Source organism: Streptomyces sp. NRRL F-5123 (assembly GCF_000721495.1).
Taxonomy (GTDB): Bacteria; Actinomycetota; Actinomycetes; order Streptomycetales; family Streptomycetaceae; genus Actinacidiphila.
Genome location: NZ_JOHY01000003.1, coordinates 65,808 through 90,340, shown reverse-complemented (window position 1 = coordinate 90,340; position 24,533 = coordinate 65,808). Strand labels below are relative to the sequence as shown.

16 protein-coding genes and 1 pseudogene are annotated in these 24,533 nt (G+C 69.4%); 11 read left to right on the top strand and 6 right to left on the bottom strand.

The features are described from left to right. Positions 1 to 139: 139 nt before the first annotated feature. Together IH54_RS0104135 and IH54_RS0104130 are read right to left on the bottom strand one after the other, a co-directional pair. Positions 140 to 1,012, bottom strand: coding sequence for a geranyl diphosphate 2-C-methyltransferase (locus IH54_RS0104135; RefSeq protein ID WP_043179772.1), 873 nt, complete (start codon positions 1,010 to 1,012; stop codon positions 140 to 142). Positions 1,013 to 1,110: 98 nt separating this feature from the next. After that, positions 1,111 to 2,166: a family 2 encapsulin nanocompartment cargo protein terpene cyclase gene (locus IH54_RS0104130; RefSeq protein ID WP_031512892.1), complete on the bottom strand. Its 1,056-nt coding sequence runs from the start codon at positions 2,164 to 2,166 to the stop codon at positions 1,111 to 1,113. 359 nt (positions 2,167 to 2,525) lie between these two features. On the opposite strand from IH54_RS0104130, the gene IH54_RS0104125 reads away from it, so the two are divergent. Next, positions 2,526 to 2,945: a cold-shock protein gene (locus IH54_RS0104125; protein ID WP_031512891.1), complete on the top strand. Its 420-nt coding sequence runs from the start codon at positions 2,526 to 2,528 to the stop codon at positions 2,943 to 2,945. A gap of 271 nt (positions 2,946 to 3,216) precedes the next feature. Here IH54_RS0104125 and IH54_RS0104120 read toward each other — a convergent pair whose 3' ends face one another. Then, positions 3,217 to 5,643, bottom strand: coding sequence for a ricin-type beta-trefoil lectin domain protein (locus IH54_RS0104120; RefSeq protein WP_052397050.1), 2,427 nt, complete (start codon positions 5,641 to 5,643; stop codon positions 3,217 to 3,219). A 649-nt stretch (positions 5,644 to 6,292) separates the two neighbouring features. Here IH54_RS0104120 and IH54_RS46055 point away from each other — a divergent pair. Then, a pseudogene (locus IH54_RS46055) lies at positions 6,293 to 6,892 on the top strand (RICIN domain-containing protein); the annotation flags it as partial. Positions 6,893 to 6,895: 3 nt separating this feature from the next. Further along, a complete protein-coding gene (locus IH54_RS0104115; RefSeq protein ID WP_234343368.1) occupies positions 6,896 to 8,419 on the top strand; it encodes a glycoside hydrolase 43 family protein in 1,524 nt (507 codons plus the stop codon). Between the two features lie 156 nt (positions 8,420 to 8,575). Here IH54_RS0104115 and IH54_RS0104110 read toward each other — a convergent pair whose 3' ends face one another. The 3 genes from IH54_RS0104110 to IH54_RS0104100 form a co-directional block, all read right to left on the bottom strand. Then, positions 8,576 to 10,105 (bottom strand): helix-turn-helix domain-containing protein, encoded by a 1,530-nt coding sequence (locus tag IH54_RS0104110; RefSeq protein WP_031512888.1) that lies wholly within the window; start codon positions 10,103 to 10,105, stop codon positions 8,576 to 8,578. Positions 10,106 to 10,375: 270 nt separating this feature from the next. Beyond that, positions 10,376 to 11,731 (bottom strand): hypothetical protein, encoded by a 1,356-nt coding sequence (locus IH54_RS44300; protein WP_031512887.1) that lies wholly within the window; start codon positions 11,729 to 11,731, stop codon positions 10,376 to 10,378. Continuing rightward, positions 11,728 to 12,549, bottom strand: a complete 822-nt coding sequence (locus tag IH54_RS0104100; RefSeq protein WP_031512886.1) for a class I SAM-dependent methyltransferase — start codon at positions 12,547 to 12,549, stop codon at positions 11,728 to 11,730. Before IH54_RS0104100 ends, IH54_RS44300 begins: the two co-directional genes overlap by 4 nt. Positions 12,550 to 12,799: 250 nt before the next feature. Between IH54_RS0104100 and acnA the strand changes: the two genes are divergently transcribed. From acnA to IH54_RS0104060, 8 genes are all read left to right on the top strand, one after another. Continuing rightward, entirely contained in the window at positions 12,800 to 15,517 is a 2,718-nt protein-coding gene (acnA, locus tag IH54_RS0104095; protein WP_031512885.1) for an aconitate hydratase AcnA, read from the top strand. A 423-nt stretch (positions 15,518 to 15,940) separates the two neighbouring features. Next, entirely contained in the window at positions 15,941 to 17,368 is a 1,428-nt protein-coding gene (gene ngcE / locus IH54_RS0104090) for an N-acetylglucosamine/diacetylchitobiose ABC transporter substrate-binding protein (protein WP_031512884.1), read from the top strand. A 43-nt stretch (positions 17,369 to 17,411) separates the two neighbouring features. Beyond that, on the top strand, positions 17,412 to 18,335 hold the full coding sequence (locus tag IH54_RS0104085; RefSeq protein ID WP_031512883.1) for a carbohydrate ABC transporter permease: 924 nt from the start codon (positions 17,412 to 17,414) through the stop codon (positions 18,333 to 18,335). Between the two features lie 10 nt (positions 18,336 to 18,345). Then, the gene (locus tag IH54_RS0104080) at positions 18,346 to 19,269 is read left to right on the top strand and encodes a carbohydrate ABC transporter permease (RefSeq protein WP_031512882.1); all 924 of its coding nucleotides are present in this window, start codon (positions 18,346 to 18,348) and stop codon (positions 19,267 to 19,269) included. A 303-nt stretch (positions 19,270 to 19,572) separates the two neighbouring features. Next, positions 19,573 to 20,775, top strand: coding sequence for an ROK family transcriptional regulator (locus IH54_RS0104075; RefSeq protein ID WP_031512881.1), 1,203 nt, complete (start codon positions 19,573 to 19,575; stop codon positions 20,773 to 20,775). Positions 20,776 to 20,914: 139 nt separating this feature from the next. Beyond that, positions 20,915 to 22,015 (top strand): sugar ABC transporter substrate-binding protein, encoded by a 1,101-nt coding sequence (locus IH54_RS0104070; protein WP_031512880.1) that lies wholly within the window; start codon positions 20,915 to 20,917, stop codon positions 22,013 to 22,015. 264 nt (positions 22,016 to 22,279) lie between these two features. Beyond that, positions 22,280 to 23,068 carry an ATP-binding cassette domain-containing protein gene (locus IH54_RS0104065; RefSeq protein WP_031512879.1) on the top strand — a complete coding sequence of 263 codons (789 nt, stop codon included), beginning with the start codon at positions 22,280 to 22,282 and terminating at the stop codon, positions 23,066 to 23,068. Between the two features lie 14 nt (positions 23,069 to 23,082). Beyond that, positions 23,083 to 24,348 (top strand): sugar ABC transporter permease, encoded by a 1,266-nt coding sequence (locus tag IH54_RS0104060; protein ID WP_052397076.1) that lies wholly within the window; start codon positions 23,083 to 23,085, stop codon positions 24,346 to 24,348. Positions 24,349 to 24,533 lie beyond the last annotated feature (185 nt).

Here is a 24,533-nt window from a genome sequence, read left to right as displayed (position 1 = left end):
AGGCCCCGGGCCCGAAGCCGCCGGCCCGGCAGCGCCCTCGTGGCCGGGCCCGGTCCGGGGCCCGGCCACGAGGGCGGCGTGTGACGGCGTCAGCGGGTGTCAGACGGTGTCAGCCGATGCCAGGTGGCGTCGCACCGGGTCAGACACGGTCGGCCACGATCAGCAGGTACTGGAAGCTGCCGTTCCGGTAGGCGTCGAGGAAGGCGTCCTCGATCCCCGTCACCAGGTGGTCGGCGGTCTTGCGCAGCTCCCAGTACGGGATCGTGGCCGGCGTCAGGTCCTCCACGTGCACGGGTACGAGGCGGTGCCGGGCCATCGCGCGGAAGTACTCCGACCGCGGGTGGATGTCGCAGATGTAGTGCGCGTTGATCAGTGACACCTCGCGCGAGGCGCGCCCGTAGGTGTCGTTGTAGCAGCCGGTGACCACCACGTAGCGGCCACCCCGGCGCAGCAGCCGGGAGTGCTCGGCGAAGAGCAGGTCGAGCTCGACGTACATGGTCGACTCGTTGTTCCACGAGGCCGCGTAACCGCCGGTTTCGAAGCCGGTGTCCAGCATGTTGCGGTGGTGGTAGCGCACCTTGCCGTCGATGCCGCGGGCGCGCGCCTGCTCGTTGGCGAAGTCCGCCTGCTTGGTGGAGAGCGTCACACCGTCGGCGTGGCAGCCGTAGCGCTGGTTCGCCACCACGCTGCCTCCGCCGCGCCCGCAGCCGGCGTCGAAGACCCGGTCGGCGGGGGAGAGCGGCCCGAGGTGCGACGCGAGGAGTTCCGCCTGCGCGTGCTCCAGACGGTGCAGCTCGGCGGTCACCCGTTGCTGCCGCCGCGCCGCGTCCGGCTCGTCCACCACGGACCAGTCGACGTCACCGACCCCGTAGTGGTGGTGGTAGAGGTCGTCGATCTTGCCGAGTTCGAGATTGACCGGATTCTCCTCGGCGTTCCAGTAGTCCGCGACGCGGGACTGGTACGTCGACTGGGCGGGCAGCGAGACGGTGGCGCCGGACTGGGGGATGGCCAACGGTGGCTCCTAGCGGTGCTGGTACCGGTGTACTGATATGGGTGCGGGCACGGAGTGTCGCCCGCGGTGAACCCGCCCGCCGTTGCGGCAGGGCCCGCTCACCAGTAGTGGGGCAGGTGGTAGCGGTGGCTGTTGGTCGCGTGCCACTCGTGGTTGCCGGCCACCCAGTCGGACAGGCCCTGGGCGTAGCGGCCGACCAGCGGCGAGGTCAGCGACAGCGCCGCGGCCTCCTCCTCGAAGGCGTCCATCACCTGGTTGTGGATCTCGATGCTGCGGAAATAGGCGTGCTTGAGCCCGCGGCCCTCGTTGCGGGCCACCACCTGCGGCAGGTTGAGGTGGTCGGGGTCGCTCTCCAGCTCCTTGGCGAAGGAGTAGAGGTCGTTGACGATCGTCGTCGCGTTGCAGGCCAGGGCCGTGATCCGCTGGATCTCGGGGCGCGCGTAGAGGGCCTCGGGCAGCTCGTAGCCGTCGACCGCGTCCACGATCGACAGGCACGGGCGGAAGTTGTTGAACTGCCGCATCACCACGTACTCCCACACCTGGGGGGCGTGGCGCGTCTCGGCCCAGGCGGCCTCGGCCAGATACCCCAGGTGCAGCCGGGCGATGTCGTGCACGAAGCGGTCGGTCTGGCTCGGGGTGGCGAAGCGCCCGAGGTCCTTCATCGCCCAGTGGTACGAGCGCAGCGGGCCGTCCGCCTGCACCCCGCGCTGCCATTCCCGCTCCAGCTCCGGGGTGCCGTGGAAGGGGTCGATCGCGGACTGCGCCAGCAGCAGCGGGCCGCCCAGGCCGTGCCGGGAGGCGCCGCGGCCCTCGTCCTCCTCGCAGTAGCAGCTGTCGACCAGGTTCTCCGCGAGCAGCAGCTCGCCGGCGACCGTCAGACGGTCCAGGTCGAGGGCGTTCGGGTGCTGGAGCACCACCGCCCGGCCGAACTGGAAGCCCGCGAAGTCGCCGTTCCAGGACGGCGGGAAGAGGTCCAGCTCGCGCGCCCACGCCTCCAGCCGCTCGTCGACGGCCGCGGCCTTCTGCGGGTCGGCGGGAGGCACGGGTCGGTGCCTGATGCCGGGGATCACCCCGCGGCGGCGCAGGCCGGCGGGCCGGAGAACCGGCGGCCCGGGCAGCGGGCGCCGGGGCCCGGCGTTCGCGGGGGCGCTCATCGCGTACTCCACTCGGTCACTCGGCCGCGGGGCCGATCCGGATCTTCCCGCGGACGCCGCCGCCCTTACGGCGCCTGAGCCGCCGGCCCGGTGGCCACCCGCGGGATCAAGTCAAGCAGCGGGTGGTGCCGCCGGGTATGGCGCGAAAGGGGGAGCTACGCGCAACTGGTGGTGTAAACATGCGAGTTGAGGCAGAGCGCTCCGGCGTACGCCTCCGCGCGCCGGGGGTGTACGGGAACCTTCGCACTGCTTCCCGCGCCGGGCGCGCCCGTTTGTCCACCGGGCGGATGACGCTGCGATCGCGTGCTCGATACGATGGTGCCGGGTTCGTGTCGGGTTCGTGTCGGGTGGGGGTCGCTGTGGTTGCCGGTCGAGTGCTGCGTTTCGACAGTGCCCGGGGTTACGGGTTCATTGCTCCGGCGTTCGGCGGTGAGGACGTCTTCCTGCACGTCAACGATCTGCTGATCCCGGAGTCGTACCTTCGCTCCGGACTGCAGGTCGAGTTCGAGATCGAGGAGGGCGACCGCGGTCTGAAGGCCTCGTCCGTACGCCTCGCCGAGGGCGCCGAGCGGCCGCCGGCCGAGGGCCACGCGCCCGGGATCTCCGGCCCGGTCGTCGACGGCGAGCCGATGTGCGACGTGCTCTCCCGGGAGGATTTCACCCGTGAGTTCACCGAGGCCCTGCTTGTGGCGGCCCCCTCCCTCACCGGCGAGCAGATCCTCCAGATCCGGCGCCGCGCGGTGGATTTCGCCCGCGGCCACGGCTGGGTCGAGGACTGATCCGGCGGCCCCGGCGAATGCCGGGCCGCGGGTGCGCGACCTCCCGGCACCAGGGGGCGCGGGGGCCAGACGTCGCGGAAGGGACGACTCGGCGCGCGCCGACCCGGGCCGCGGGTCGGCTGTGCGGTCCTCCCGGGCCAGGTGGGGTGCGGCTTGCCTGTCTGGCCCCGCAGCACGGTCGGTCGGTGCCGCAGGGCCAGGATCCCCAGGTACGCCCGGGGGCCACGGGGGCGCCCGGCGTTGCCGGGCGCCGCACCGCGTCAGTGGGGGGTCAGTTGCGGGTCCACTTCTGGTTGGCGCCTCCGTTGCAGGTCCAGATCTCCAGCAGGGTGCCGTTGGCGGTGGAGCCGCCGGAGGCGTCCAGGCACTTGCCCGAACCGGCACCGACGATCGTGCCGTCGGAGTTCAGGGTCCACTGCTGGTTGGTGCCGCCGTTGCAGTCGTAGATGTCGACAGGTGTGCCGTCGGCGGTGCCCCGGCCGTACACGTCGAGGCACTTGGTGCCGTAGACCGTGAGCTGCTTGGCTGAGGTGGCGGTCCAGATCTGGTTCGCGCCACCGTTGCAGTCCCACAGTTCGGTCACGGTGCCGTTGGCTTGCGTCGCGTTGGGGACGTCGACGCAGCGGCCGGAGTCCGCGCTCCGGATCTGGCCGACGCTGCCGCCGTTCCCGCCGCTGGTCGCGGTCACCGAGAGGTTGTCGAACATGTCGGACTGGTAGCCGACGACACCCAGTCCCACCTGGCCGGTGGAGTAGGAGCCGTCCGTGACGGAGCCGAGGGCGGTGCCGTCGAGGGTGGCGCTGATCTGGCTGCCGGTGAAGCTGAGCGTGGCGGTGTGCCAGGTGCCCAGCCCCAGCGAGGCGCGGGTCCCCGAGGCGAGGGTGGTCAGGGTGCCGGAAGTGGTGTTCTTGGCGATCGACCAGGCGCCGGTGTCGCTCAGCCGCAGTTGATAGGCGGCCTGGTGCGACTGCGGACGCTGCTGGGTGTTGGCCCGGCCGAGCAGGGTGACGGTGCCGGACTGCTGGAAGTTCACATCGGTGCTGACCGTGTAGTTGCTCCAGGAGGGGTCACCGAGCAGGCCGAACGCGTCGCTGTCGTCCTGCCACTCGATCGGCTTGCCGGGAGTGACCTGCTGGAGGCACTGGCCCGTCCGGCCTCCGGCGCAGGGCCGTACCTCGAAGGAGCCCTGCATGTCGGAGAAGTACTTCGCCTCGGTGCGGGAGGCGTTGGCGTCGTAGGTGTCGCCGTAGGGGAGTGCGAGGGGCGCGGTCGCGGGGCCGGCCGCCGTGCCCTTGCCCTGGCCGGTGGTGGTGGTCACCGAGTAGATGTGGTTGGGCTGGAGGGTGAGCGAGTAACTGCCGCCACTCGGCGTGACGTCGGACTGCTTGACGAACCAGTTGGCCGAGCTGGACGAGCCCAGGTCGGTGGACCACACGTGGACGGTGCCGGTGTTCAGTCCGCCCGTCACGTTGATGTTCACCGTCTGCGCCGCGGATGCGGTGGTGGTCTCGTAGATCGTCGAGTAGTCGGTGCCGTTGGTGGACTTCAGTGAGATGTAGCTGCCGTTGCCGCGGTTGCCGCCGAGGTAGCCGGAGGCGGAGCCGGTGAGGAAGCGCCAGCCGGGCTGGGTGAACTGGGCGACCTGGGCGTTGGCCCAAAGGCTCTTGCCGAGCTGATAGGCGCCGGACCACGGCGAGGAGGCCACGGCCAGCGCGTCGGTGGCGAAGGGAAGGTTCGGGGTGAGCGCGGCGATGAGCGGCCAGTTGATGAAGCCGGTCATCTGGCCGTCGAGGTAGCCGCGGGTGATGCTGCGGATGTACGGGCCCGAGCCGGTCATGTAGTCCTGCGAGCCGAACTCGCTGGCCCACAGCTGCTTGCCGCTGGCGACCGCGTTGGAACTCGACGAGCAGGAGGTGGCATCGCCGAGGTAGCCGCACGGGTAGTGGGCGCCGACCACGCCGACCGCGGCCTTGAACGCCGAGTCGCTCTGCGCGTCGTCCGCCGCGCCCCAGCCGAAGCTGTCGTCCGCGACGATCTGGACGTTGCTGTAGCCGTGGGAGTTGAGGGCGGTGCGCAGGTTCTCGTACCAGGTCTTGTTGTGCCCGCGCTCGTTCCACCCGCCTATGTAGCTGATCGGCAGGCCGTGCTGCTTTGCGCAGTCCAGCCACTGGACGTCGTAGTCGATCATGTCCTGCGACCAGAAGTTGCCACCTCCGATCCAGCCGGGCGCGGCCCAGGGGAGAGCGACGATCTTGATGTTCGGGTTGCGGGCGACGGCCTGCTCTCCCAGCCAGAACTCGTAGCCCACGTTGCAGTTGACGTCGCCGCGGGCGTGTTCGATGCTCGGCTCGCTGCCGTCGGTGGAGTTGGCGTCACCACCGATCTCCAGCTTCAGCAACTGCACCGCGGCGCCGTAACCGGGCTTGAACAGGTAATCGAGGATCTGGGAGCGCTGCGCGGACGGATAGTCGATCAGCAGGCGGGAGTTGCCGCCGCCGCCGCTGATCGCCCCCACGCCGTCGAAGGCCCGGCCGGTGGAGGCGCCGTTGACCGTGATCGCCGTGGCCGCCTGGGCCGCCGGGGCGGCCGCCATCACGGCGCCGCCCCCCGCGGCGACGCTGAGGACGAGCGCCAGACCCAGCCTCAGCCAGCGTTTCCCTGAGGCCGCCCGGCGCGGTCGCCATCGCCTTCTGTTCATGTGTCACCGGTCCCTTTTCCGAGGTTGAGGCCCAGCACCGGCTCGTGGGCGCCGGAGTCGAGCCGTGAGTCGATGCGTGTCCGTGTACCGCCCCGCCGCCCCGCGCGCAGGGGAACGCTCCCCTGCGCGCGGGGGCCGTTCTCCGCCGTGGAGCGCCCGCAGTTGGCGGGCCCGAAGCGGCCACCCTTCGTGGTCGCCGGTGCACTTGGGGCCCGTGTTGCCTCAGCGGTGGCCGATCGTAGGAACGCCGTGATCGCAGGTCAAGGGTTTTGTCCGACCTTGTTGTTCGATCATGTTTGATTCGGTGCTTTCCTGCAGGTGGTGCGATGCCATGGGATGAATCTCCGGCGGTTCGGCCTTCTGTGGGGCTCGTCCGGGCTGCGGGGGTTGGCGAACACCTATTGACACCGAGTCAGTCCGCATGGGATCCGTAGAGCGACATGGGATGTCTCGTCGCCTCTTCCTCGTCGCTCTCTCCCCCCACCCCCTGGAGAGCGGCCCGACGGCCCCACCAAGGTCCGAGGAGGACGACCGCCCGGACGCGCCTCGTGTCGCCGCGCATCCTTGCCGGCGAAGAGAGCGCTGCGCAGGCACGGATGCGGATTCCGGAGCGAATCCCACTTCTTCCCCATCGTGAGAGGAGACCGGCATGCTCTTGCTGCCATGGGCCAGGGCGAGGCGCTCGCCAGGACGACGCCGTCCGAAGCCGGGACCGCCGGGCCGGCGCCTCATGAGGCGGCCGAGCCGCCGCGCCGCTCTGGTCGTCGCACCGCTGCTGCTGGCCGGGGCGGCAGGTCTGGCGGGTGTCCAGCCCGCTTCCGCGGACGTGGTGCCCGGCACGGTGTACACGGTGTCGAACGTCGCGGCGGGCCGGGTGCTGGACGAGCCGGGCGGGCAGACGGCCAACGGCACCAAGGTGGAGGTGTGGGACGGCAACGGCGGTACGAACCAGCAGTGGCGGTTCGGCCAGAACAGCGACGGCACATACACGCTGACGAATCTGGCCAGCGGCCGGGTGCTGGACGAGCCGGGCGGACAGACGGCCAACGGCACCAAGGTGGAGGTGTGGGACGGCAACGGCGGTACGAACCAGCGCTGGCGGGTCGGCCAGAACAGCGACGGCACGTACACGCTGGTCAACGTCGCCTCCGGCCGGGCCCTGGAGACGCCCGGCAGCCAGACTGCCAACGGCACCGCGGTCCAGGTGTGGGACTCCACCGGCGGCGCCAACCAGCACTGGAGGCTCAGCCCCCTGGGCACCACCACGCCGCCGACCGGGCAGTACAGCAATCCGGTCCTGTGGGAGGACCTGGCCGACGCGGACGTCTTCCGGGTCGGCGACACGTACTACTACTCGGCCTCCACCATGCACTACTCGCCGGGCGCGCCGATCCTGCGTTCGTACGACCTGGTCCACTGGGAGTTCGCCGGCCACTCGGTGCCCTCGCTGGACTTCGGGTCGAAGTACGACCTGAACGGCGGCCGCGGTTACGTACGCGGAGTGTGGGCCTCGTTCCTCAACTACCGCAAGAGCGACAAGACGTTCTACTGGGGCGGTTGCATCGACTTCGACAAGACGTACATCTACACGGCCACTTCGGTGGAGGGCCCGTGGAGCAGGCGCACCACGATCGACAACTGCTACTACGACGCCGGGCTGATGATCGACGACGACGACACCATGTACGTCTCGTACGGCAACACCAACATCAGCGTGGCCCAGTTGTCGGCCGACGGACGGACCCAGGTGCGCACCCAGCAGGTGTTCACCACTCCGTCCAGCGTCGGGACGCTCGAGGGCTCGCGGATGTACAAGATCAACGGGAACTACTACATCTTCCTGACCAGGCCGGCCAACGGCCAGTACATCCTGAAGTCGACCAGCGGTCCGTTCGGCCCCTACACCATGCACCAGGTTCTGCTCGACCTGCCCGGGCCGGTCGCGGGGGGCGGCGTGCCGCACCAGGGAGGGCTGGTGCAGACGCAGAACGGCGACTGGTACTACATGGCCTTCCAGGACGCCTACCCCGGCGGTCGGGTCCCGGTCCTCGCCCCCGTCACCTGGACGTCCGACGGCTGGCCGGTCGTGCAGACCGTCAACAACGCGTGGGGCTCGTCCTATCCTCTGCCGAACATCCCCGCCTCGACGCAACAGGTGAAGCCCCCCACCGGGACCGATACCTTCAGCGGTACCGCGCTCGGACCGGAGTGGGAGTGGAACCACAACCCCGACACGACCAAGTACACCGTGAACAACGGCCTCCAGCTGCGGACGGCGACCGTCACCGGCGACCTCTACTCGGCCCGCAACACCCTCACCCACCGCATTCTCGGCCCTTCCTCCACCGCGACGGTCACGATGGACTACTCCGCGATGCACGACGGCGACAGGGCGGGCCTGGCCATGCTGCGGAACTCCTCGGCCTGGATCGGCCTCAGACGCGACGGCGGCCAGACCCGGGTGGCCATGGTCGACAACATCACCATGGACGGCAACTGGAACACCACGGCGACCGGCACGGAAGTGGCCTCCGCCCCTGTGTCCGGAGGGAAGATCTGGTTGCGTGCCACCGCCGACATCCGGCCGGGCTCCGGCCGCCAGGCACGCTTCTCCTACAGCACCGACGGATCGAACTTCACCCCCCTGGGATCCGCCTTCACCATGGACAGCAGCTGGCAGTTCTTCATGGGCTACCGTTTCGCCCTGTTCGACTACGCCACCCAGTCCCTCGGCGGTTCCGTGAACGTCGGTCGCTTCGACCTGACCACGCCATGACCCCGGCTGCTGCGCGGCACCGGCCGGCCTGAGGCCGTCCGTCCCGACAGCAGGCGAACGGGGCCCGAGCGCCGTTTCCCGCCGCTGCCACCGCGGACCGCACCCCGTCCGACCCACCACTCAGTGGGTCGGACGGGGTGCGGCGGCATCGTTGTGTCAGATGTCGCGGAAGATCTCGATCTGGGCGCCGATCGAGTTGAGGCGCTCCGCCAGGTCCTCGTAGCCGCGGTTGATCACGTAGACGTTGCGGAGCACCGAGGTGCCCTCGGCGGCCATCATCGCGAGCAGCACGACGACGGCGGGGCGCAGCGCGGGCGGGCACATCATCTCGGCGGCGCGCCAGCGGGTCGGGCCCTCGACCATGATGCGGTGCGGGTCGAGAAGCTTGACGGACGCGCCGAGCCGGGTCAGCTCGGTGAGGTAGATCGCCCGGTTGTCGTAGACCCAGTCGTGGATGAGTGTGGAACCCTGCGCGGTCGCGGCGATGGCCGCGAAGAAGGGCACGTTGTCGATGTTCAGCCCGGGGAAGGGCATCGGGTGGATCTTGTCGATCGGCGAGCGCAGCTTGGAGGGGCGCGCGGTGAGGTCGGTCAGCCGGGTGCGGCCGTTGTCCGCGCGGTATTCGGGGGCCAGCTCGAAGTCCAGGCCCATCTCCTCCAGCACCGCCAGCTCGATCTCCAGGAATTCGATCGGCACCCGGCGGATCGTCAGCTCGGACTCGGTGACGACGGCCGCGGCGAGCAGGCTCATCGCCTCGACCGGGTCCTCGGACGGGGCGTAGTCGACGTCGCGGTCGATGTGCGAGACGCCGTGCACGGTGAGCGTCGTGGTGCCGATGCCCTCGACCCGGACGCCCAGCTCCTCCAGGAAGAAGCACAGGTCCTGGACCATGTAGTTGGAGCTTGCGTTGCGGATGACGGTGACCCCGTCGTGCCGGGCCGCGGCCATCAGCGCGTTCTCGGTCACGGTGTCGCCGCGCTCGGTCAGCACGATCGGGCGGTGCGGGGTGATCCCGCCGGCCACTTCGGCGTGGTAGGAGCCGTCGGTCGCGGTGATGTCGAGGCCGAAGTGCCGCAGCGCGTTCATGTGCGGCTGGACGGTACGGGTGCCGAGGTCGCAGCCGCCCGCGTAAGGGATGCGGAAGCGGTCGGTCCGGTGCAGCAGCGGGCCCAGGAACATGATGACGCTGCGCGTGCGGCGGGCCGCCTCCGTGTCGATCGCGGCAAGGTCGAGGGTCGCGGGCGGCACGATCTCCAGGTCGTTGCCGTCGTTGATCCAGCGGGCCTTCACGCCGATGCTGCCGAGCACTTCGAGGATGCGGTAGACCTCCTCGATCCTGGCGACCCGGCGGAGCGTGGTGCGGCCGGCGTTCAGCAGCGTCGCGCACAGCAGCGCCACACCGGCGTTCTTGCTGGTCTTGACGTCGATGGAGCCGGACAGCCGGCGGCCGCCCACCACCCTCAGATGCATCGGGCCGGCGTAGCCGAGGGACACGATCTCGCTGTCCAGTGCCTCGCCGATTCTGGCGATCATCTCAAGGCTGATGTTCTGGTTGCCACGCTCGATCCGGTTCACCGCGCTCTGGCTGGTGCCGAGGGCCTCCGCGAGCTGCGTCTGCGTCCAGTTCCGGTGCTGCCGGGCGTCCCGGATGAGCCTGCCGATACGTACCAGGTAGTCGTCGGTCATGACAGTGACCCTATCTCATATATGAGATGAGGCAACGCCGGTACCGCCATTCGTGGCGTGCCCCATACGCAGGTGGCGTGTCCGCTGGTGCCGACGGATCCACCGTATCCACGCGCTTCCCGCACGCAACCTCCGCACCAGCCGTCACACCCGGGCTGACCAGCGGGGCCGCCGCGTGCCACGCCGTGGCCGCACCGGGATCCCCGCGCTCCCCGGTCCGTCTTCCCCGCTTCGCCGCCCGCAGCCGTCCGGGTGAAGCCCGGCATCCGCTCACCCCTCGTTCGGCACGGCCGCCGCCCCGCCGCCCGGCTCGGCTCCCGGCAGCGCCGCGGCGGCTCCCGGCAGCGCGGCGGCGGCCCCGGCCACGGCCTGCCGGGCCTCCCGCGCCGCCCGGCGGGCGGCCGACCGGCGGCGGGCGGCGACGGCAGGGGCGCGCCTGATCCGTGGCACGATCACGGCCATCAGGCACGACAGCGCCAGCCCGATCAGGCCCGTGACCACGCCCAGCTTGGTCGCGAGCGAGACCTGCGGCAGCAGGAAGACCGCTATGTCCAGGCCGAACGACGCGGCGCTCACCACGGCCAGCGCCGCGGCCACCCGGTTGAGCCGGGTGTCCAGCTCCTCCGCCCGTTGCGACGAGGCGGCCTGCAGCGAGTTGCTGACGTAGCCGAGCAGCCGGTCGGCCCGCTCCTGCGTGTCGTCGAGGCCGATCACCTGGCGCGCGGAGAGGTAGCTCGCACGGTGCGTCTGCGTCGACTCCATGCGGTAGCCGTCGAGGTGGTGGAAGTCGGCCCACAGCCCGTCCAGGAAGCGGCGGAAGGCGTGCACGTCGGTGCCTTCCGGGTGCCCGTGGGCGAGGTCCGCCAGCACCCAGCGCCCCGCTGTGAGCGCCCCGATCAGCAGCGACTGCTGGGCCACGGCGATGTCGGTCGGCTCGGTCATGGCGAGCAGGTCGTCCAGCGGCACGGCCGGGTCGGCGTCCCAGGCGTAGGTGTACGGCAACAGGATCCGGCAGCCGGGACCCGCGATCAGCTCCGGCACCCGCGGGTCGGGTGCCCACGGCGGGTCCTGGGTGACGAGGTGGCAGTTGTAGCGGGCGGACCGGCGGTCGACGGGCGACTGCTCGCCGCTCAGCGCGAGGTCCGGCCGCAGCGCGACGTCCCGGAGCAGCCCGCTGTTCACCGCGGCCGCGAGCACCGCCGTGAGCAGCGGCGCGTCCGCCTCCCGCAGGCTCCGGTTGACCTCGGCGTCCAGTGCGTCGAGCGCCGCGAGGTCGAGAGCGCGCAGATCCTGCTCGTGCCGCAGCGCGTAGACGACCAGGATCGTGCCGGCGGTCAGGACCCGGGCGTGGCAGGCGACGATCTCGGTGCCCGGCAGCGACACCGCGCGGCCGATCAGCGGCGTCAGGTCGATCTCCACGGTGCCGTCCGGATTGTAGGCCAGCGTGCGCAGGGTCCCCGCGACCGGCCGCAGGTCGCCCAGCCCCGGCACGGGCAGCGGCTCCAGGACCGCGCCGGGGGAGCTGTGGTGCAGCGGATAGGCGCGGCTCTGCAGGTGCAGCACCGGGTACGCGGCGCCCCCCGGCGTGCCCTCAGGCCCCGGCGCGGGCGGTACGGACCCGCTCATCCGGCCACCGCCACGGCGACGTACTCCGGGATCAGCTCGGACTCCGGCACCTGCACGCCCCCCAGATAGCGGCGCTGGAGGTCCTCCGGCCCCAGGTCCCGCAGCGGGCGCCCGAACAGCCCGGTCAGCTCCGCGTTGGTCTGGTACGACGCCTCCGGCGGCACCGCGCGGCTGCGGAACCACTCCCGCTGCGCGGCCAGCACCCGGCTGCCGGACGCCGCGGCCGGCCAGTAGCTCACCGCGCTCACCGAGGTGCCGCCGAAGTCCGCGCCCAGCCCGGCCACCGCGAGCGCGTCCGCGGGCGGCAGGTAGAACAGCACGCCCTCCACGACGTAGGCCACCGGTCGCCCGGCGGACAGCTCCCGCACGGCGGCGGCCACCGCGTCCCGGTCGGCGGCGCTGCCCAGATCGGCCCCGAGGTGCCGCACCTCGCGGCGCGGCAGGGTCCCCTCGGCCGTCAGCTCGGCGGCACGGTGCTCCTTGGCGGCGGCCATGTCCGGCAGGTCGACCTCGACGGCGGTGCGGAAGGGCAGCAGCCAGGGGTAGGAGGAGAAGCCCGCGCCGCACACCACCAGCACCGTGTCTGGATCCGTGGCGAGCGCCTCGGCGAGCACGTCCGCGATGAAGCGGCCACGCAGCGCGACGACCAGGTCGTCGTGCGGGTAGACGGTGTCCGCGAAGCCCTGCCACAGCTCCTTCACCCCCGGCCGGTCGGGCTCCGGGATCCATGCCGCGGCCAGCGGATCGGCAGCCAGCTCGGGCCGCCGGGCCCGGGATTCGTTGACTAGGTAGGCGGTGAGTGCTACTCCGGCCTGCATGTGGCGGTCCCCCCAGGGTGGCTTGTGCGCAAAGGGACATGACGTCCCGTCATCCCCTTTCGTACCATCGCGCCACCCGTCCGGCGCAAGGCGGGAGCCCGGACACCGTGGCCCCACATGAACCTCCGGCGGTCATGTACTAGAGTTATCTCGACATCGAGATATCTGCCGAGCCGTTCCGGGACCGTGGTGCAGACGGTCGCGGGGACACGCGCGCACGCACGCAACACGACGCATGAAGGAGACTGCCGTGTCGGCGAACAGCTTCGACGCCCGCAGCACGCTGCAGGTGGGCGACGAGTCGTACGAGATCTTCCGGCTGGACAAGGTCGAGGGCTCCGCCCGACTGCCCTACAGCCTGAAAGTGCTGCTGGAGAACCTGCTCCGCACGGAGGACGGCGCGAACATCACCGCCGACCACATCCGCGCGGTCGGCGGCTGGGACTCGCAGGCGCAGCCCAGCCAGGAGATCCAGTTCACGCCGGCCCGCGTGATCATGCAGGACTTCACCGGCGTGCCCTGCGTGGTGGACCTGGCCACGATGCGCGAGGCGGTCAGGGAGCTGGGCGGCGACCCAGCGCGCATCAACCCGCTCGCGCCCGCCGAGCTCGTCATCGACCACTCGGTCATCGCCGACCGCTTCGGCACCCCCGACTCCTTCGCGCAGAACGTGGAGCTGGAGTACGGCCGCAACAAGGAGCGCTACCAGTTCCTGCGCTGGGGCCAGACCGCGTTCGACGAGTTCAAGGTCGTCCCGCCCGGCACCGGCATCGTTCACCAGGTGAACATCGAGCACCTGGCCCGCACCGTCATGGTCCGCGGCGGCCAGGCCTACCCCGACACGCTGGTCGGCACCGACTCGCACACCACCATGGTCAACGGCCTGGGCGTGCTCGGCTGGGGCGTGGGCGGCATCGAGGCCGAGGCCGCGATGCTGGGCCAGCCGGTCTCCATGCTCATCCCGCGCGTCGTCGGCTTCAAGCTCACCGGTGAGCTGCCCGCCGGTACCACCGCCACCGACCTGGTGCTGACCATCACCGAGATGCTGCGGGGGCACGGCGTCGTCGGCAAGTTCGTGGAGTTCTACGGCGAGGGCGTCGCCGCGACCTCGCTCGCCAACCGCGCCACCATCGGCAACATGTCGCCGGAGTTCGGCTCGACCGCCGCGATCTTCCCGATCGACGCCGAGACGGTGAGCTACCTGCGGCTGACCGGCCGCTCCGAGCAGCAGGTCGCGCTCGTCGAGGCCTACGCCAAGGAGCAGGGCCTGTGGCTGGACCCGGCCGCCGAGCCGGACTACTCCGAGAAGCTGGAGCTGGACCTGTCGACGGTGGTGCCCTCCATCGCCGGCCCCAAGCGCCCGCAGGACCGCATCGTGCTGGCGAAGGCCGCCGAGCAGTTCGCCGTCGACGTGCGCAACTACGTCACCGACGACCAGGAGGCGGGCAAGGAGTCCTTCCCGGCCTCCGACTCCCCGGCGCCCTCCGGCAACGGCGTACCGACGAAGCCGACCCTGGTCACGGCCGAGGACGGTTCGACCTATGAACTCGACCACGGCGCGGTGACGGTCGCCGCCATCACCTCGTGCACCAACACCTCCAACCCGTACGTGATGGTCGCCGCCGCGCTGGTGGCCAAGAAGGCGGTCGAGCGGGGCCTGACCCGCAAGCCGTGGGTCAAGACCACACTGGCCCCCGGCTCGAAGGTGGTCACCGACTACTTCGACAAGGCCGGCCTGACGCCGTACCTGGACAAGCTCGGCTTCAACCTCGTGGGCTACGGCTGCACGACCTGCATCGGCAACTCCGGCCCGCTGCCGGAGGAGGTCTCCAAGGCGGTCAACGAGGCCGACCTCGCGGTCACCTCGGTGCTCTCGGGCAACCGCAACTTCGAGGGCCGGATCAACCCGGACGTCAAGATGAACTACCTGGCGTCCCCGCCGCTGGTCGTCGCGTACGCCATCGCCGGCTCGATGAAGCTGGACATCACGCGGGACGCGCTGGGCACCGACCAGGACGGCAAGCCGGTCCACCTGGCGGACATCTGGCCGTCGGAGTCCGAGGTCAACGACGTGGTCGCGTCGGCGATCGGTGAGGACATGTTCCGCACCTCCTACAGCGACGTCTTCGCGGGCGACGCCCAGTGGCAGGCGCTGCCGGTGCCCACCGGCAACACCTTCGAGTGGGACGCGGAGTCCACCTACGTCCGCAAGCCCCCGTACTTCGAGGGCATGACGATGGACCCGGCGCCCGTCACCGACATCGCCGGCGCCCGTGTGCTCGCCAAGCTCGGCGACTCGGTCACCACCGACCACATCTCCCCGGCCGGTGCCATCAAGGCCGACACGCCGGCGGGCCAGTACCTCACCGAGCACGGCGTGCAGCGCCGCGACTTCAACAGCTACGGCTCGCGCCGCGGCAACCACGAGGTCATGATCCGCGGCACCTTCGCCAACATCCGGCTGCGCAACCAGATCGCGCCCGGCACCGAGGGCGGCTTCACGCGCGACTTCACCCAGGCGGACGCACCCGTGGCGTTCATCTACGACGCCTCGCGCAACTACATCGACCAGGGCATCCCGCTGGTCGTCCTGGCGGGCAAGGAGTACGGTTCGGGCTCGTCGCGCGACTGGGCGGCCAAGGGTACGGCGCTGCTGGGCGTCAAGGCGGTCGTCGCGGAGTCCTACGAGCGCATCCACCGCTCCAACCTGATCGGCATGGGCGTGCTGCCGCTCCAGTTCCCGGAGGGCGAGAGCGCGCTGACGCTGGGCCTGACGGGTGAGGAGACGTACTCCGTCACGGGCGTCACCGCGCTCAACGACGGCAGCACCCCGCGCACGGTGAAGGTCAGCACGGACACCGGCGTGGAGTTCGACGCGGTGGTCCGCATCGACACGCCCGGCGAAGCGGACTATTACCGCAACGGCGGCATCATGCAGTACGTCCTGCGGTCGTTGATCCGTCAGTAGGACAGCGCCTCCACGGCTGTTGTAACTCGCGAGTAACACGGACCGCGTTCCCCTTGTCGGGGGACGCGGTCCGTCCGTTTTGTGCGAGCCAATCGGTCGATCGTCCGCCATCGGCCCGCTGGCATTGCTCTGACCTGCAGTTTTGCTGTCCCATATTTCGGACAGGTCTCAACTCGGGAAAGCTTGCCGCCCAAACACGCACTTGATCTTGCCCTGCCGGAGAGAAGTGGACTATACCTGTCGGCGTCCAAGGAACCTGCTTCTGAGCAGGTTCGGGCGGGGGAATCGGCAAGCCGGCGCAGCCGGTGTTCGGATAGCGTCCCTGCCTCACTGGATGCACGGTTTCACTCAAGCTTCAACGTTCGCGGTCGTCGGCGGGTGTCGCTGCACCGCATGAGTCCTGGAGAAGGCGAGGACTTGAGCATGGGATCCGAGATCAACCGGCGCGATGCAATCAAGCGGGCGATGGCGATCGGCGTGGTGGCGATTCCGTCGGCGTCGGTGCTGACGGCGTGCGCCACGTCCAGCGGCGGGGACTCCGACAAGAAGAAGCCGGCCCCCGCCGGCACGAAGTCGGCCAGCAATCCGCTCGGTGTCAAGAACGGCGCGCCGCTTGAGGCATTCGTCTTCAAGGGCGGCTTCGGCGACGACTACATCAAGGCCGCCGAGGCGCAGTACAACAAGACCTACGGCACCACGGTGAAGCACACCGGCACGCAGGGCATCGGCCCGAAGCTGCAGCCGCGCTTCGCCAACAACACGCCGCCGGACTTCATGGACAACTCCGGTGCCGACAACCTCGACACCGCGGCCCTGGCCAAGGAGAACAAGCTCCTCGACCTCACCCCGCTGCTCGACGCGCCGACCATCGACGACCCGTCGAAGAAGGTCCGCGACGTCCTGATCGCCGGCACGGTCGAGCAGGGCCAGTTCGGCTCGCAGCAGATGTACGCGCTGAACTACGCCTTCACCGTCTACGGCAGCTGGTACAGCAACAAGCTCTTCAAGGAGAAGGGCTGGACCTACCCGCAGACCTTCGACGAGGCCGTCGCGCTCGGCGCCAAGGCCAAGGCCGCCGGCATCGCGCTGTTCACGTACCCGGGCAAGTACCCGTACTACGTGCACTTCGACATGTTCCACCAGTTCGGCAAGGTCGGCGGCAAGGACGTCCTCAACGCGATCGACGACCTGGAGGACGGCGCCCTCCAGGTCGACGCGGTCAAGCAGGTCGTGGAGTACTACGAGGAACTGGCGGCCAAGAAGCTCTTCCTGACCGGCTCCGAGGGCAAGACCCACATCCAGATGCAGACCGACTGGACGAAGGGCAAGGCCGCCCTGGTGGCCGACGGCTCGTGGGTGGAGAACGAGGCCGCCCCGACCATGCCCAAGGACTTCGACCTCGCGGTCGGCCCGCTGGTCGGCGGTGGCCCGAGCGACAAGCTGCCCTTCGGCACCGTCTACGCGGCCGCAGGCGAGCCGTTCATCGTCGCTGCCAACGGCAAGAACCCGACCGGCGGTATGGAGCTGCTCCGCATCATGCTGTCGAAGCAGCAGACGGACAACTTCACCAACACCATCAAGTCGCTCACCTGCGTCTCCGGCTCCTCCGAGGGTCTGACCCTCACCCCGGGTCTGGCCTCGGCGAGCGCGGCGCTCAAGGCCGCCGGTCCCAACGTGCTCAACGCGCGCATCCAGGACTGGTACAAGAAACTCAACAACGAGACCCTCGGCAACCTGACCGCGAAGCTGCTGACCGGGCAGATCAAGGCGGCGCAGTGGATCGAGCAGGCCCAGAAGGCCTGTGACGACACCAAGAAGGACTCGTCCGTGCCCAAGTTCAAGCACGTCTGATCCGCATTCCCCTCTAACGGCTGAGACGAGAGCGACCGGCGACATGCGACACGGCAAGTACCGGTTCATCATCGGATTTCTGGCGATTCCTGTAGCGCTGTACGGGGTCTTCGTGATCTCGCCATTCGTCCAGGACTTCCAGATCTCCATGACGGACTGGACCGGACTCACACCCGACAAGCACTACATCGGCTTCGAGAACTACCGGAAGATCATTCACAATCACCTCTTCTGGCAGTCGCTGTGGCACAACGTGCTGCTGCTGCTGATCGTGCCGGTCGTGACGCTGGCACTCGGTCTGTTCTTCGCTTTCATGCTCAACGTCGGTGGCCGGCGCAGAGGCGCGTCGGTCACCGGCGTCCGGGGCTCGGGCGCGTACAAGATCATCTTCTTCTTCCCGCAGGTGCTGTCGGTCACCGTGATCGCCATCCTGTGGCAGCAGATCTACAACCCCGACCCCGACGAGGGCGTGCTCAACGCCCTGCTGTCGAACGTCGGCCTCAGCTCGCTGACCCAGTCCTGGCTCGGCGACCCGCACCTCGCCCTCGGCTGCATCATGGCCGTGATGGTGTGGGCGAACGTCGGCTTCTACGTGGTGCTCTTCTCGGCGGGCATGGCCTCCATCCCGACCGAGATCTACGAGGCCTCGCTGCTGGACGGGGCGGGCCGCGCGGTCACCTTCTTCAAGGTCACCCTGCCGCTGCTGGCGGACACCGTGGCCACCGGATGGGTGTACATGGGCATCATCGCCATGGACGCCTTCGCGTTCGTCCAGCTGATGTCGGTCAACTACGGCGGTCCCGACGAGAAGACCGACGTGGTGCCGCTGCTGCTGTACAAGACCGCCTTCCGGGACAACAGCCAATACGGCCTGGCGGCAGCCATGGGTGTCGCCATGCTGGTCGTCACACTGCTGTTCGCCGTACTGACGCTGCGGCTGTCGCGCCGCGAGCGCATCGAGTTCTAGGGGTTCCGCGATGACCACCGAGACGATCGACGAGCTCCCGGAGTCGGCACCCCGCAAACCGGGCTCGCCCAGCACCTCCGCCTCCCGCTGGAAGTGGCGCTACAGCGAGGGCGGCGTGCTGAACGCCTTCAGCCACATCTTCCTGCTGGTGTGGGGCCTGATGGTCGGCCTGCCGCTGCTGTGGGCGCTGTGGAGCTCCTTCAAGAGCTCCGGCGACATCCTCAGCCACCCGCTGTCCTTCCCGACCCACTTCCACTTCGACAACTGGTCCCACGCCTGGACGAAGGCCCACATGGGCCGGTACTTCATCAACACGATCATCGTGGTCGGCTTCTCGACCTTCGGCACGATGCTCTTCGGGTCGATGGCCGCCTACGTGCTGGCGCGGTTCGAGTTCCCGTTCAACCGGCTGATCTACTTCATCTTCGTCGCCGGCATGGCCTTCCCGGTCGTGATGGTGCTGGTGCCGCTGTTCTTCGTGACCACCAACCTCGGCATCATCAACACCCTGCCGGGCCTGATCCTGGTCTACATCGCGTACTCGCTGCCCTTCACGGTCTTCTTCATGACCTCCTTCTTCCGCACCCTGCCCACCTCGGTGGCCGAGGCGGCACTGGTGGACGGCGCGTCGCACACCAGGACGTTCTTCCAGATCATGGTGCCGATGGCCAAGCCCGGCATCATCAGCATCGGGATCTTCAACGTCCTCGGGCAGTGGAACCAGTACCTGCTGCCACTGGTGCTGAACCAGGGCAACACGGATAAATGGGTGCTCACCCAGGGTCTGGCGGACCTGGCCGTGCAGCAGGGCTACCAGGGTGACTGGGGCGGACTCTTCGCCGGCCTGTCGATCGCCATGCTCCCCGTGCTGGCCGTCTACGTGGTCTTCCAGCGCCAGGTGCAGGCCGGGCTCACCGCGGGGGCGCTCAAGTAGCGGACCCGGAGAACGGCTGCCGGAGAACGGCTGCCGGAGCGGCGGCCCCGTCCTCGTACGGGGCCGCCGCTCGGCGTTCCGGCAAGCCTGCGGAGCCGGGGATTCCGATAACGGTGTGGTTCTCCCCCTTGACGGGACATCACGCCAAACACTCAACTTAGAGTTCACATGTTGTAGACGACGGGGTCCAACTGGTGTGCTGCTGCCGTCAAGGGGCCATCAGGGTCCATCCGGCCGCACCAGCCGGCCCCGTCCCGTGCGGGCAGGCGGACACGGGCCGCCTGCCGGGCAGGAGTGGATGTCGTGGAGACACCGGGCTCGCAGTCGTCGCTGCACCGGGCCAACCTGGAGCGCGTCGTGCGCGCGGTACGGCTGGCCGGATCGCTCACCCAGGCGGAGATCGCCCGCAGCACCGGCCTGTCGGCCGCGACCGTGTCCAACATCGTACGTGAGCTGCGGGACAACGGGACGGTGCAGGTCACGCCGACCTCCTCGGGAGGTCGGCGGGCCCGCAGCGTGGCGCTGTCCGGGGACGCCGGTATCGTCGTGGGCGTCGATTTCGGCCACTCCCACCTGCGGGTCGCCGTCGGCAACCTGGCGCACCAGGTGCTGGCCGAGCAGTCCGAGCCGATCGACGTGGACGCCTCCGCCTCGCAGGGCTTCGACCGCGCGGAACAGCTGGTCGCACGGCTCGTGGAGTCCACCGGGATCAGTCCCGGCAAGGTGCTCGGTGTCGGCCTCGGCGTGCCCGGTCCGATCGACGTGGAGACCGGCGCGCTCGGCTCGACGGCCATCCTGCCCGGCTGGAGCGGCATCAATCCGCGCCAGGAGATGTCCGACCGGCTCGGCGTCCCGGTGCAGGTCGACAACGACGCCAACCTCGGCGCGCTCGGCGAGCTGGTCTGGGGCGGCGGCCGCGGGGTCAAGGACCTCGCCTACATCAAGGTGGCCAGCGGCGTCGGCGCGGGCCTGGTGATAGACGGCCGGATCTACCGCGGTCCGGGCGGCACGGCGGGCGAGATCGGCCACATCACGCTGGACGAGTCGGGCCCGGTCTGCCGCTGCGGAAACCGCGGCTGCCTGGAGACCTTCACCGCCGCCCGCTACGTCCTGGAGCTGCTGCGCGGCAGCCACGGGGAGGGTCTGAGCATCCCGCGGATGGTGCAGCTGGCGCGCGAGGGGGACCCCGGCTGCCGCCGGGTGACGGGCGACGTCGGGCGGCACATCGGGATGGGCGTGGCGAGCCTGTGCAACCTGCTGAACCCCTCCCGGGTGGTCCTCGGCGGCGACCTGGCAGAGGCCGGTGAGCTGGTACTCGGCCCCATAAGGGAATCCGTGTCCCGTTACGCGATCCCCAGTGCCGCCCAGCGGCTGTCCGTGGTGCCGGGCGCCCTCGGGGCGCGGGCGGAGGTCCTTGGGGCACTTGCCCTGGTTCTGAGTGAAATGGGCGATTCCACCCTGCTGGACGGCAACCAGCCGGTCGACACACCGGCCTTTTCGGCATAACTGAGCGTTCACACTGCTAACGAAACGCGCCGTTGCCATCTCGTTAAGTGTTTACTTCTTGACGACAGGCCGTCGGCCGGAGTTGACTCACGTCCACCTCGGCCGCGGTGTTGCGGCCCTGTCAGGGAGGCAACCTCAGATGAACGCAATGACGCGTCGGATCGTCATCGGCACGGCGGCCGTTTCGCTCGCCCTCGGCATGGCGGCGTGCGGCAAGGCCGGCGGCGACGACAAGGGCTCCGACAAGGCGTCCAAGGGTGGTGCCGGCAAGTCGATCGGCCTGCTGCTCCCGGAGAACGCGACCACGCGCTACGAGAAGTTCGACCGCCCGCTGATCACCAACAAGATCAACGAGCTGTGTCCCGACTGCTCGGTCGAGTACGCGAACGCCGCGGCCGACCCGGCCAAGCAGGCGCAGCAGGTCAGCACCATGATCGCCAAGGGCGTCAAGGTCCTGATCGTGGACGCGCAGGACTCCAAGGGCATCAAGTCGTCGATCCAGGCGGCGAAGGCCAAGGGTATCAAGATCGTCGCCTACGACCGCCTCGCCGAGGGCCCGATCGACGCGTACGTCTCCTACGACAACGAGAAGATCGGCGAGCTGCAGGGCCAGGCGCTGCTCGACGCGATGGGTTCCAAGGCGACGCCGTCTGCCAACGTTGTCATGATCGACGGTGACCCCGCCGACCCGAACGCCGCCATGTTCAAGGCAGGCGCGCACAAGGTCCTCGACGGCAAGGTGAAGATCGCCTACGAGCAGTCGGGTCTGTGGAAGGGCGACATCGCCAACCAGAAGATGACGGCCGCCATCCAGCTCATCGGCAAGGACAAGATCGCCGGCGTCTACTCCGCCAACGACGGCATGGCCGGCGGTGTCGCGACCGCCCTCAAGGGTGCGGGCATCAACCCGCCGCTCACCGGCCAGGACGCCGAGCTCGACGGTCTGCAGCGGATCCTGGCGGGCACCCAGACCGCCACGATCTACAAGGCCTACCAGCCGGAGGCCGACGCCGCCGCCGAGATCGCGGTCGACCTGCTCCAGGGCAAGGACTTCAAGACCGTCGCGGACGCCACCGCCAAGCAGCTGACCGGCACCGAGGTGCCCGCCAAGCTCCTGCCGGCGACCTCGGTCACCGTGGCCAACATCAAGGACACGGTCGTCAAGGACGGCCTGTACACCGCCGCCCAGATCTGCACCGCGGACTACGCCGCCAAGTGCACCGCCGCCGGCATCAACTGACCCGACGGCACATCCGGTCCGCACGGTCCGCGCCGATCCCACGGCCTGAACCGTCCCCGTGAACCTGTCCGGTGCCCGCCCCGCACAAAACACCCCGCTAACGGGGCGGGCGCCGGACGGAAACGCTTGCGGCCGGAGCTTTCGTGAACGGGGGTCTACCCGTTCCCCGTTCACTTTGTAATCTTGTAACCCGTGCATTGCGCAATCCCTCCGCGGCTGTTCGACGCAGTACGCGGCATCCCCGCCGGTCAGGCGGCGAAGGAGATGGTTCACGTGTCCGCTACGCCCGTGCTGGCGTTGCGCGGAGTCTCCAAGCGATTCGGTGCGGTCCAGGCCCTCACCGATGTCGATCTGGAGGTTCACCCCGGAGAAGTGGTCGCCCTGGTGGGCGACAACGGCGCCGGAAAGTCAACTCTGGTCAAGACCATCGCGGGCGTGCACCCCGTGGACGAGGGCGTCATCGAGTGGGAGGGGCGGTCGGTGCACATCAACCGCCCGCAGGACGCCCAGCAGCTCGGCATCGCGACCGTCTACCAGGACCTCGCGCTCTGCGACAACCTCGACGTCGTCGGGAACCTGTACCTCGGCCGGGAGCTGCTGCGCTTCGGCAGCCTCGACGAGGTCACGATGGAACAGCGCTCCCGCGAACTTCTGAACACACTGTCCATCCGGATCCCCAGCGTCCGGATCCCGATCGCGAGCCTCTCCGGTGGCCAGCGGCAGGTCGTGGCCATCGCCCGCGCGCTGATCGGCGACCCCAAGGTCGTCATCCTCGACGAGCCGACGGCCGCCCTCGGTGTCGAGCAGACGGCGCAGGTCCTGGACCTCGTCGAGCGGCTGCGTGAGCGCAACCTCGGCGTCATCCTGATCAGCCACAACATGGCTGACGTCATGGCGGTCTGCGACACCGTTCACGTGCTGCGCCTCGGCAGGAACAACGGTGCCTTCCCGGTCAAGGACACCACCAACGAAGAGATCATCGCGGCCATCACCGGCGCCACGGACAACGCCGTGACCCGCCGTCTGGCGCGCAACGCGGAGGCAGCCCAGTGAGCGACAAGACCACGATGAGCAAGCCGGTGGACGAGGTGCCGCCGCCGGCGGTCGCGACCGTCGACCCCCGGCTGCTGGTCCGGGAAGAGGGCTTCAAGGGCTACATCACGGAGTTCAAGCGCAAGCTGAAGGGCGGCGAGCTGGGCTCGCTCCCGGTGATCGTCGCGCTGATCATCATCTGGACCGTCTTCCAGGTCCAGAACAGCCTGTTCCTGAGCTCCCAGAACATGGTCAACATCGGCTTCTTCATGGCCGGTACGGGCATGCTGTCGATCGGCCTGGTCTTCGTGCTGCTGCTCGGCGAGATCGACCTGGCGGTCGGCTCGGTCAGCGGTCTGGCCTCCACGGTCTTCGCCATCCTGACCGTCCAGCACGGGGTCAACCCCACCCTGGCAGTCCTCCTGACGCTGCTCACCGGCATCGTCATCGGCGCCTTCCACGGCTTCTTCTTCGCCAAGATCGGCGTCCCGGCGTTCGTCGTCACCCTGGCCGGCTTCCTCGGCTGGGCGGGCGTCATGAAGTACCTGCTGCGTAGCACCGGCAGCCTCACGATCCAGGACAAGGGCCTGCTGCACACCCTGGGCCAGCGCTCCTTCTTCATGAACCAGAGCATCGCCGGCGCGTACATCCTCGCCACGCTCGCCGTCGCCGCCCTGCTGGTCGGCTCGGTCATCGAGCAGCAGCGCCGCCGCAAGGCCTCGGTGCCCTACCGGCCCACCAGCGAGATCCTCTTCCGCACGGTCGCGCTCGCGGTCGTCGCCTACGTGTCGGCGTACGTGCTGAACAAGTCCTCCGGCGTGCCGAACTCCCTGGTGATCTTCCTGGCCGCGCTGGTGATCTGCGACTTCGTGCTGCGCCGCACCACCTACGGCCGCAAGATCTTCGCGGTCGGCGGTGGCATCGAGGCCGCCCGCCGCGCCGGTATCAACGTGGCGATGGTCCGGATATCGGTCTTCGCGATCTCCGGCTTCTTCGCGGCCCTCGGCGGCCTCTTCCTGGCCGCCCAGCAGTACACCGCGACGCTCCAGGCCGGCAGCGGCAACCTGCTGATGCTCGCCATCGCGGCAGCCGTCATCGGCGGCACCAGCCTCTTCGGCGGGCGCGGCAGCGTCTGGTCGGCGCTGCTGGGCATGCTGGTCATCGAGTCCATCCAGATGGGCCTGAACCTGCTGAACAAGGACGACTCGATCAACGACATGATCACCGGCGCGGTGCTGCTCGCCGCCGTGGTCGTCGACTCGATCTCGCGCCGCACCCAGCGCAGCTCCGGCCGCGCCTGACCCGCGGCACGCACCACCCGGACCGCCGGGCGGACCTGGAACCCCAGGTCCGCCCGGCGGTCCGCCGTTTCCGGGGCCGTGCGGGCGTACGGGGGATACGGGGTCGGGGCCCGGGTGGGGGCGCCGACACGCCGCCGGGGGCCCGCGGGCGCGGCGCGTGACGGACATCGCACGGGGCGCCCGAC

Bases quoted from the DNA above. Each gene is read 5' to 3' on its own strand.
- IH54_RS0104130 (WP_031512892.1), bottom strand. From the start codon at position 2,166: ATGAGCGCCCCCGCGAACGCCGGGCCCCGGCGCCCGCTGCCCGGGCCG.
- IH54_RS0104120 (WP_052397050.1), bottom strand. From the start codon at position 5,643: ATGAACAGAAGGCGATGGCGACCGCGCCGGGCGGCCTCAGGGAAACGC.
- IH54_RS0104110 (WP_031512888.1), bottom strand. From the start codon at position 10,105: ATGACCGACGACTACCTGGTACGTATCGGCAGGCTCATCCGGGACGCC.
- IH54_RS44300 (WP_031512887.1), bottom strand. From the start codon at position 11,731: ATGAGCGGGTCCGTACCGCCCGCGCCGGGGCCTGAGGGCACGCCGGGG.
- IH54_RS0104100 (WP_031512886.1), bottom strand. From the start codon at position 12,549: ATGCAGGCCGGAGTAGCACTCACCGCCTACCTAGTCAACGAATCCCGG.
- ngcE (WP_031512884.1), top strand. From the start codon at position 15,941: ATGGGATCCGAGATCAACCGGCGCGATGCAATCAAGCGGGCGATGGCG.
- IH54_RS0104085 (WP_031512883.1), top strand. From the start codon at position 17,412: ATGCGACACGGCAAGTACCGGTTCATCATCGGATTTCTGGCGATTCCT.
- IH54_RS0104080 (WP_031512882.1), top strand. From the start codon at position 18,346: ATGACCACCGAGACGATCGACGAGCTCCCGGAGTCGGCACCCCGCAAA.
- IH54_RS0104070 (WP_031512880.1), top strand. From the start codon at position 20,915: ATGAACGCAATGACGCGTCGGATCGTCATCGGCACGGCGGCCGTTTCG.
- IH54_RS0104065 (WP_031512879.1), top strand. From the start codon at position 22,280: ATGGTTCACGTGTCCGCTACGCCCGTGCTGGCGTTGCGCGGAGTCTCC.
- IH54_RS0104060 (WP_052397076.1), top strand. From the start codon at position 23,083: ATGAGCAAGCCGGTGGACGAGGTGCCGCCGCCGGCGGTCGCGACCGTC.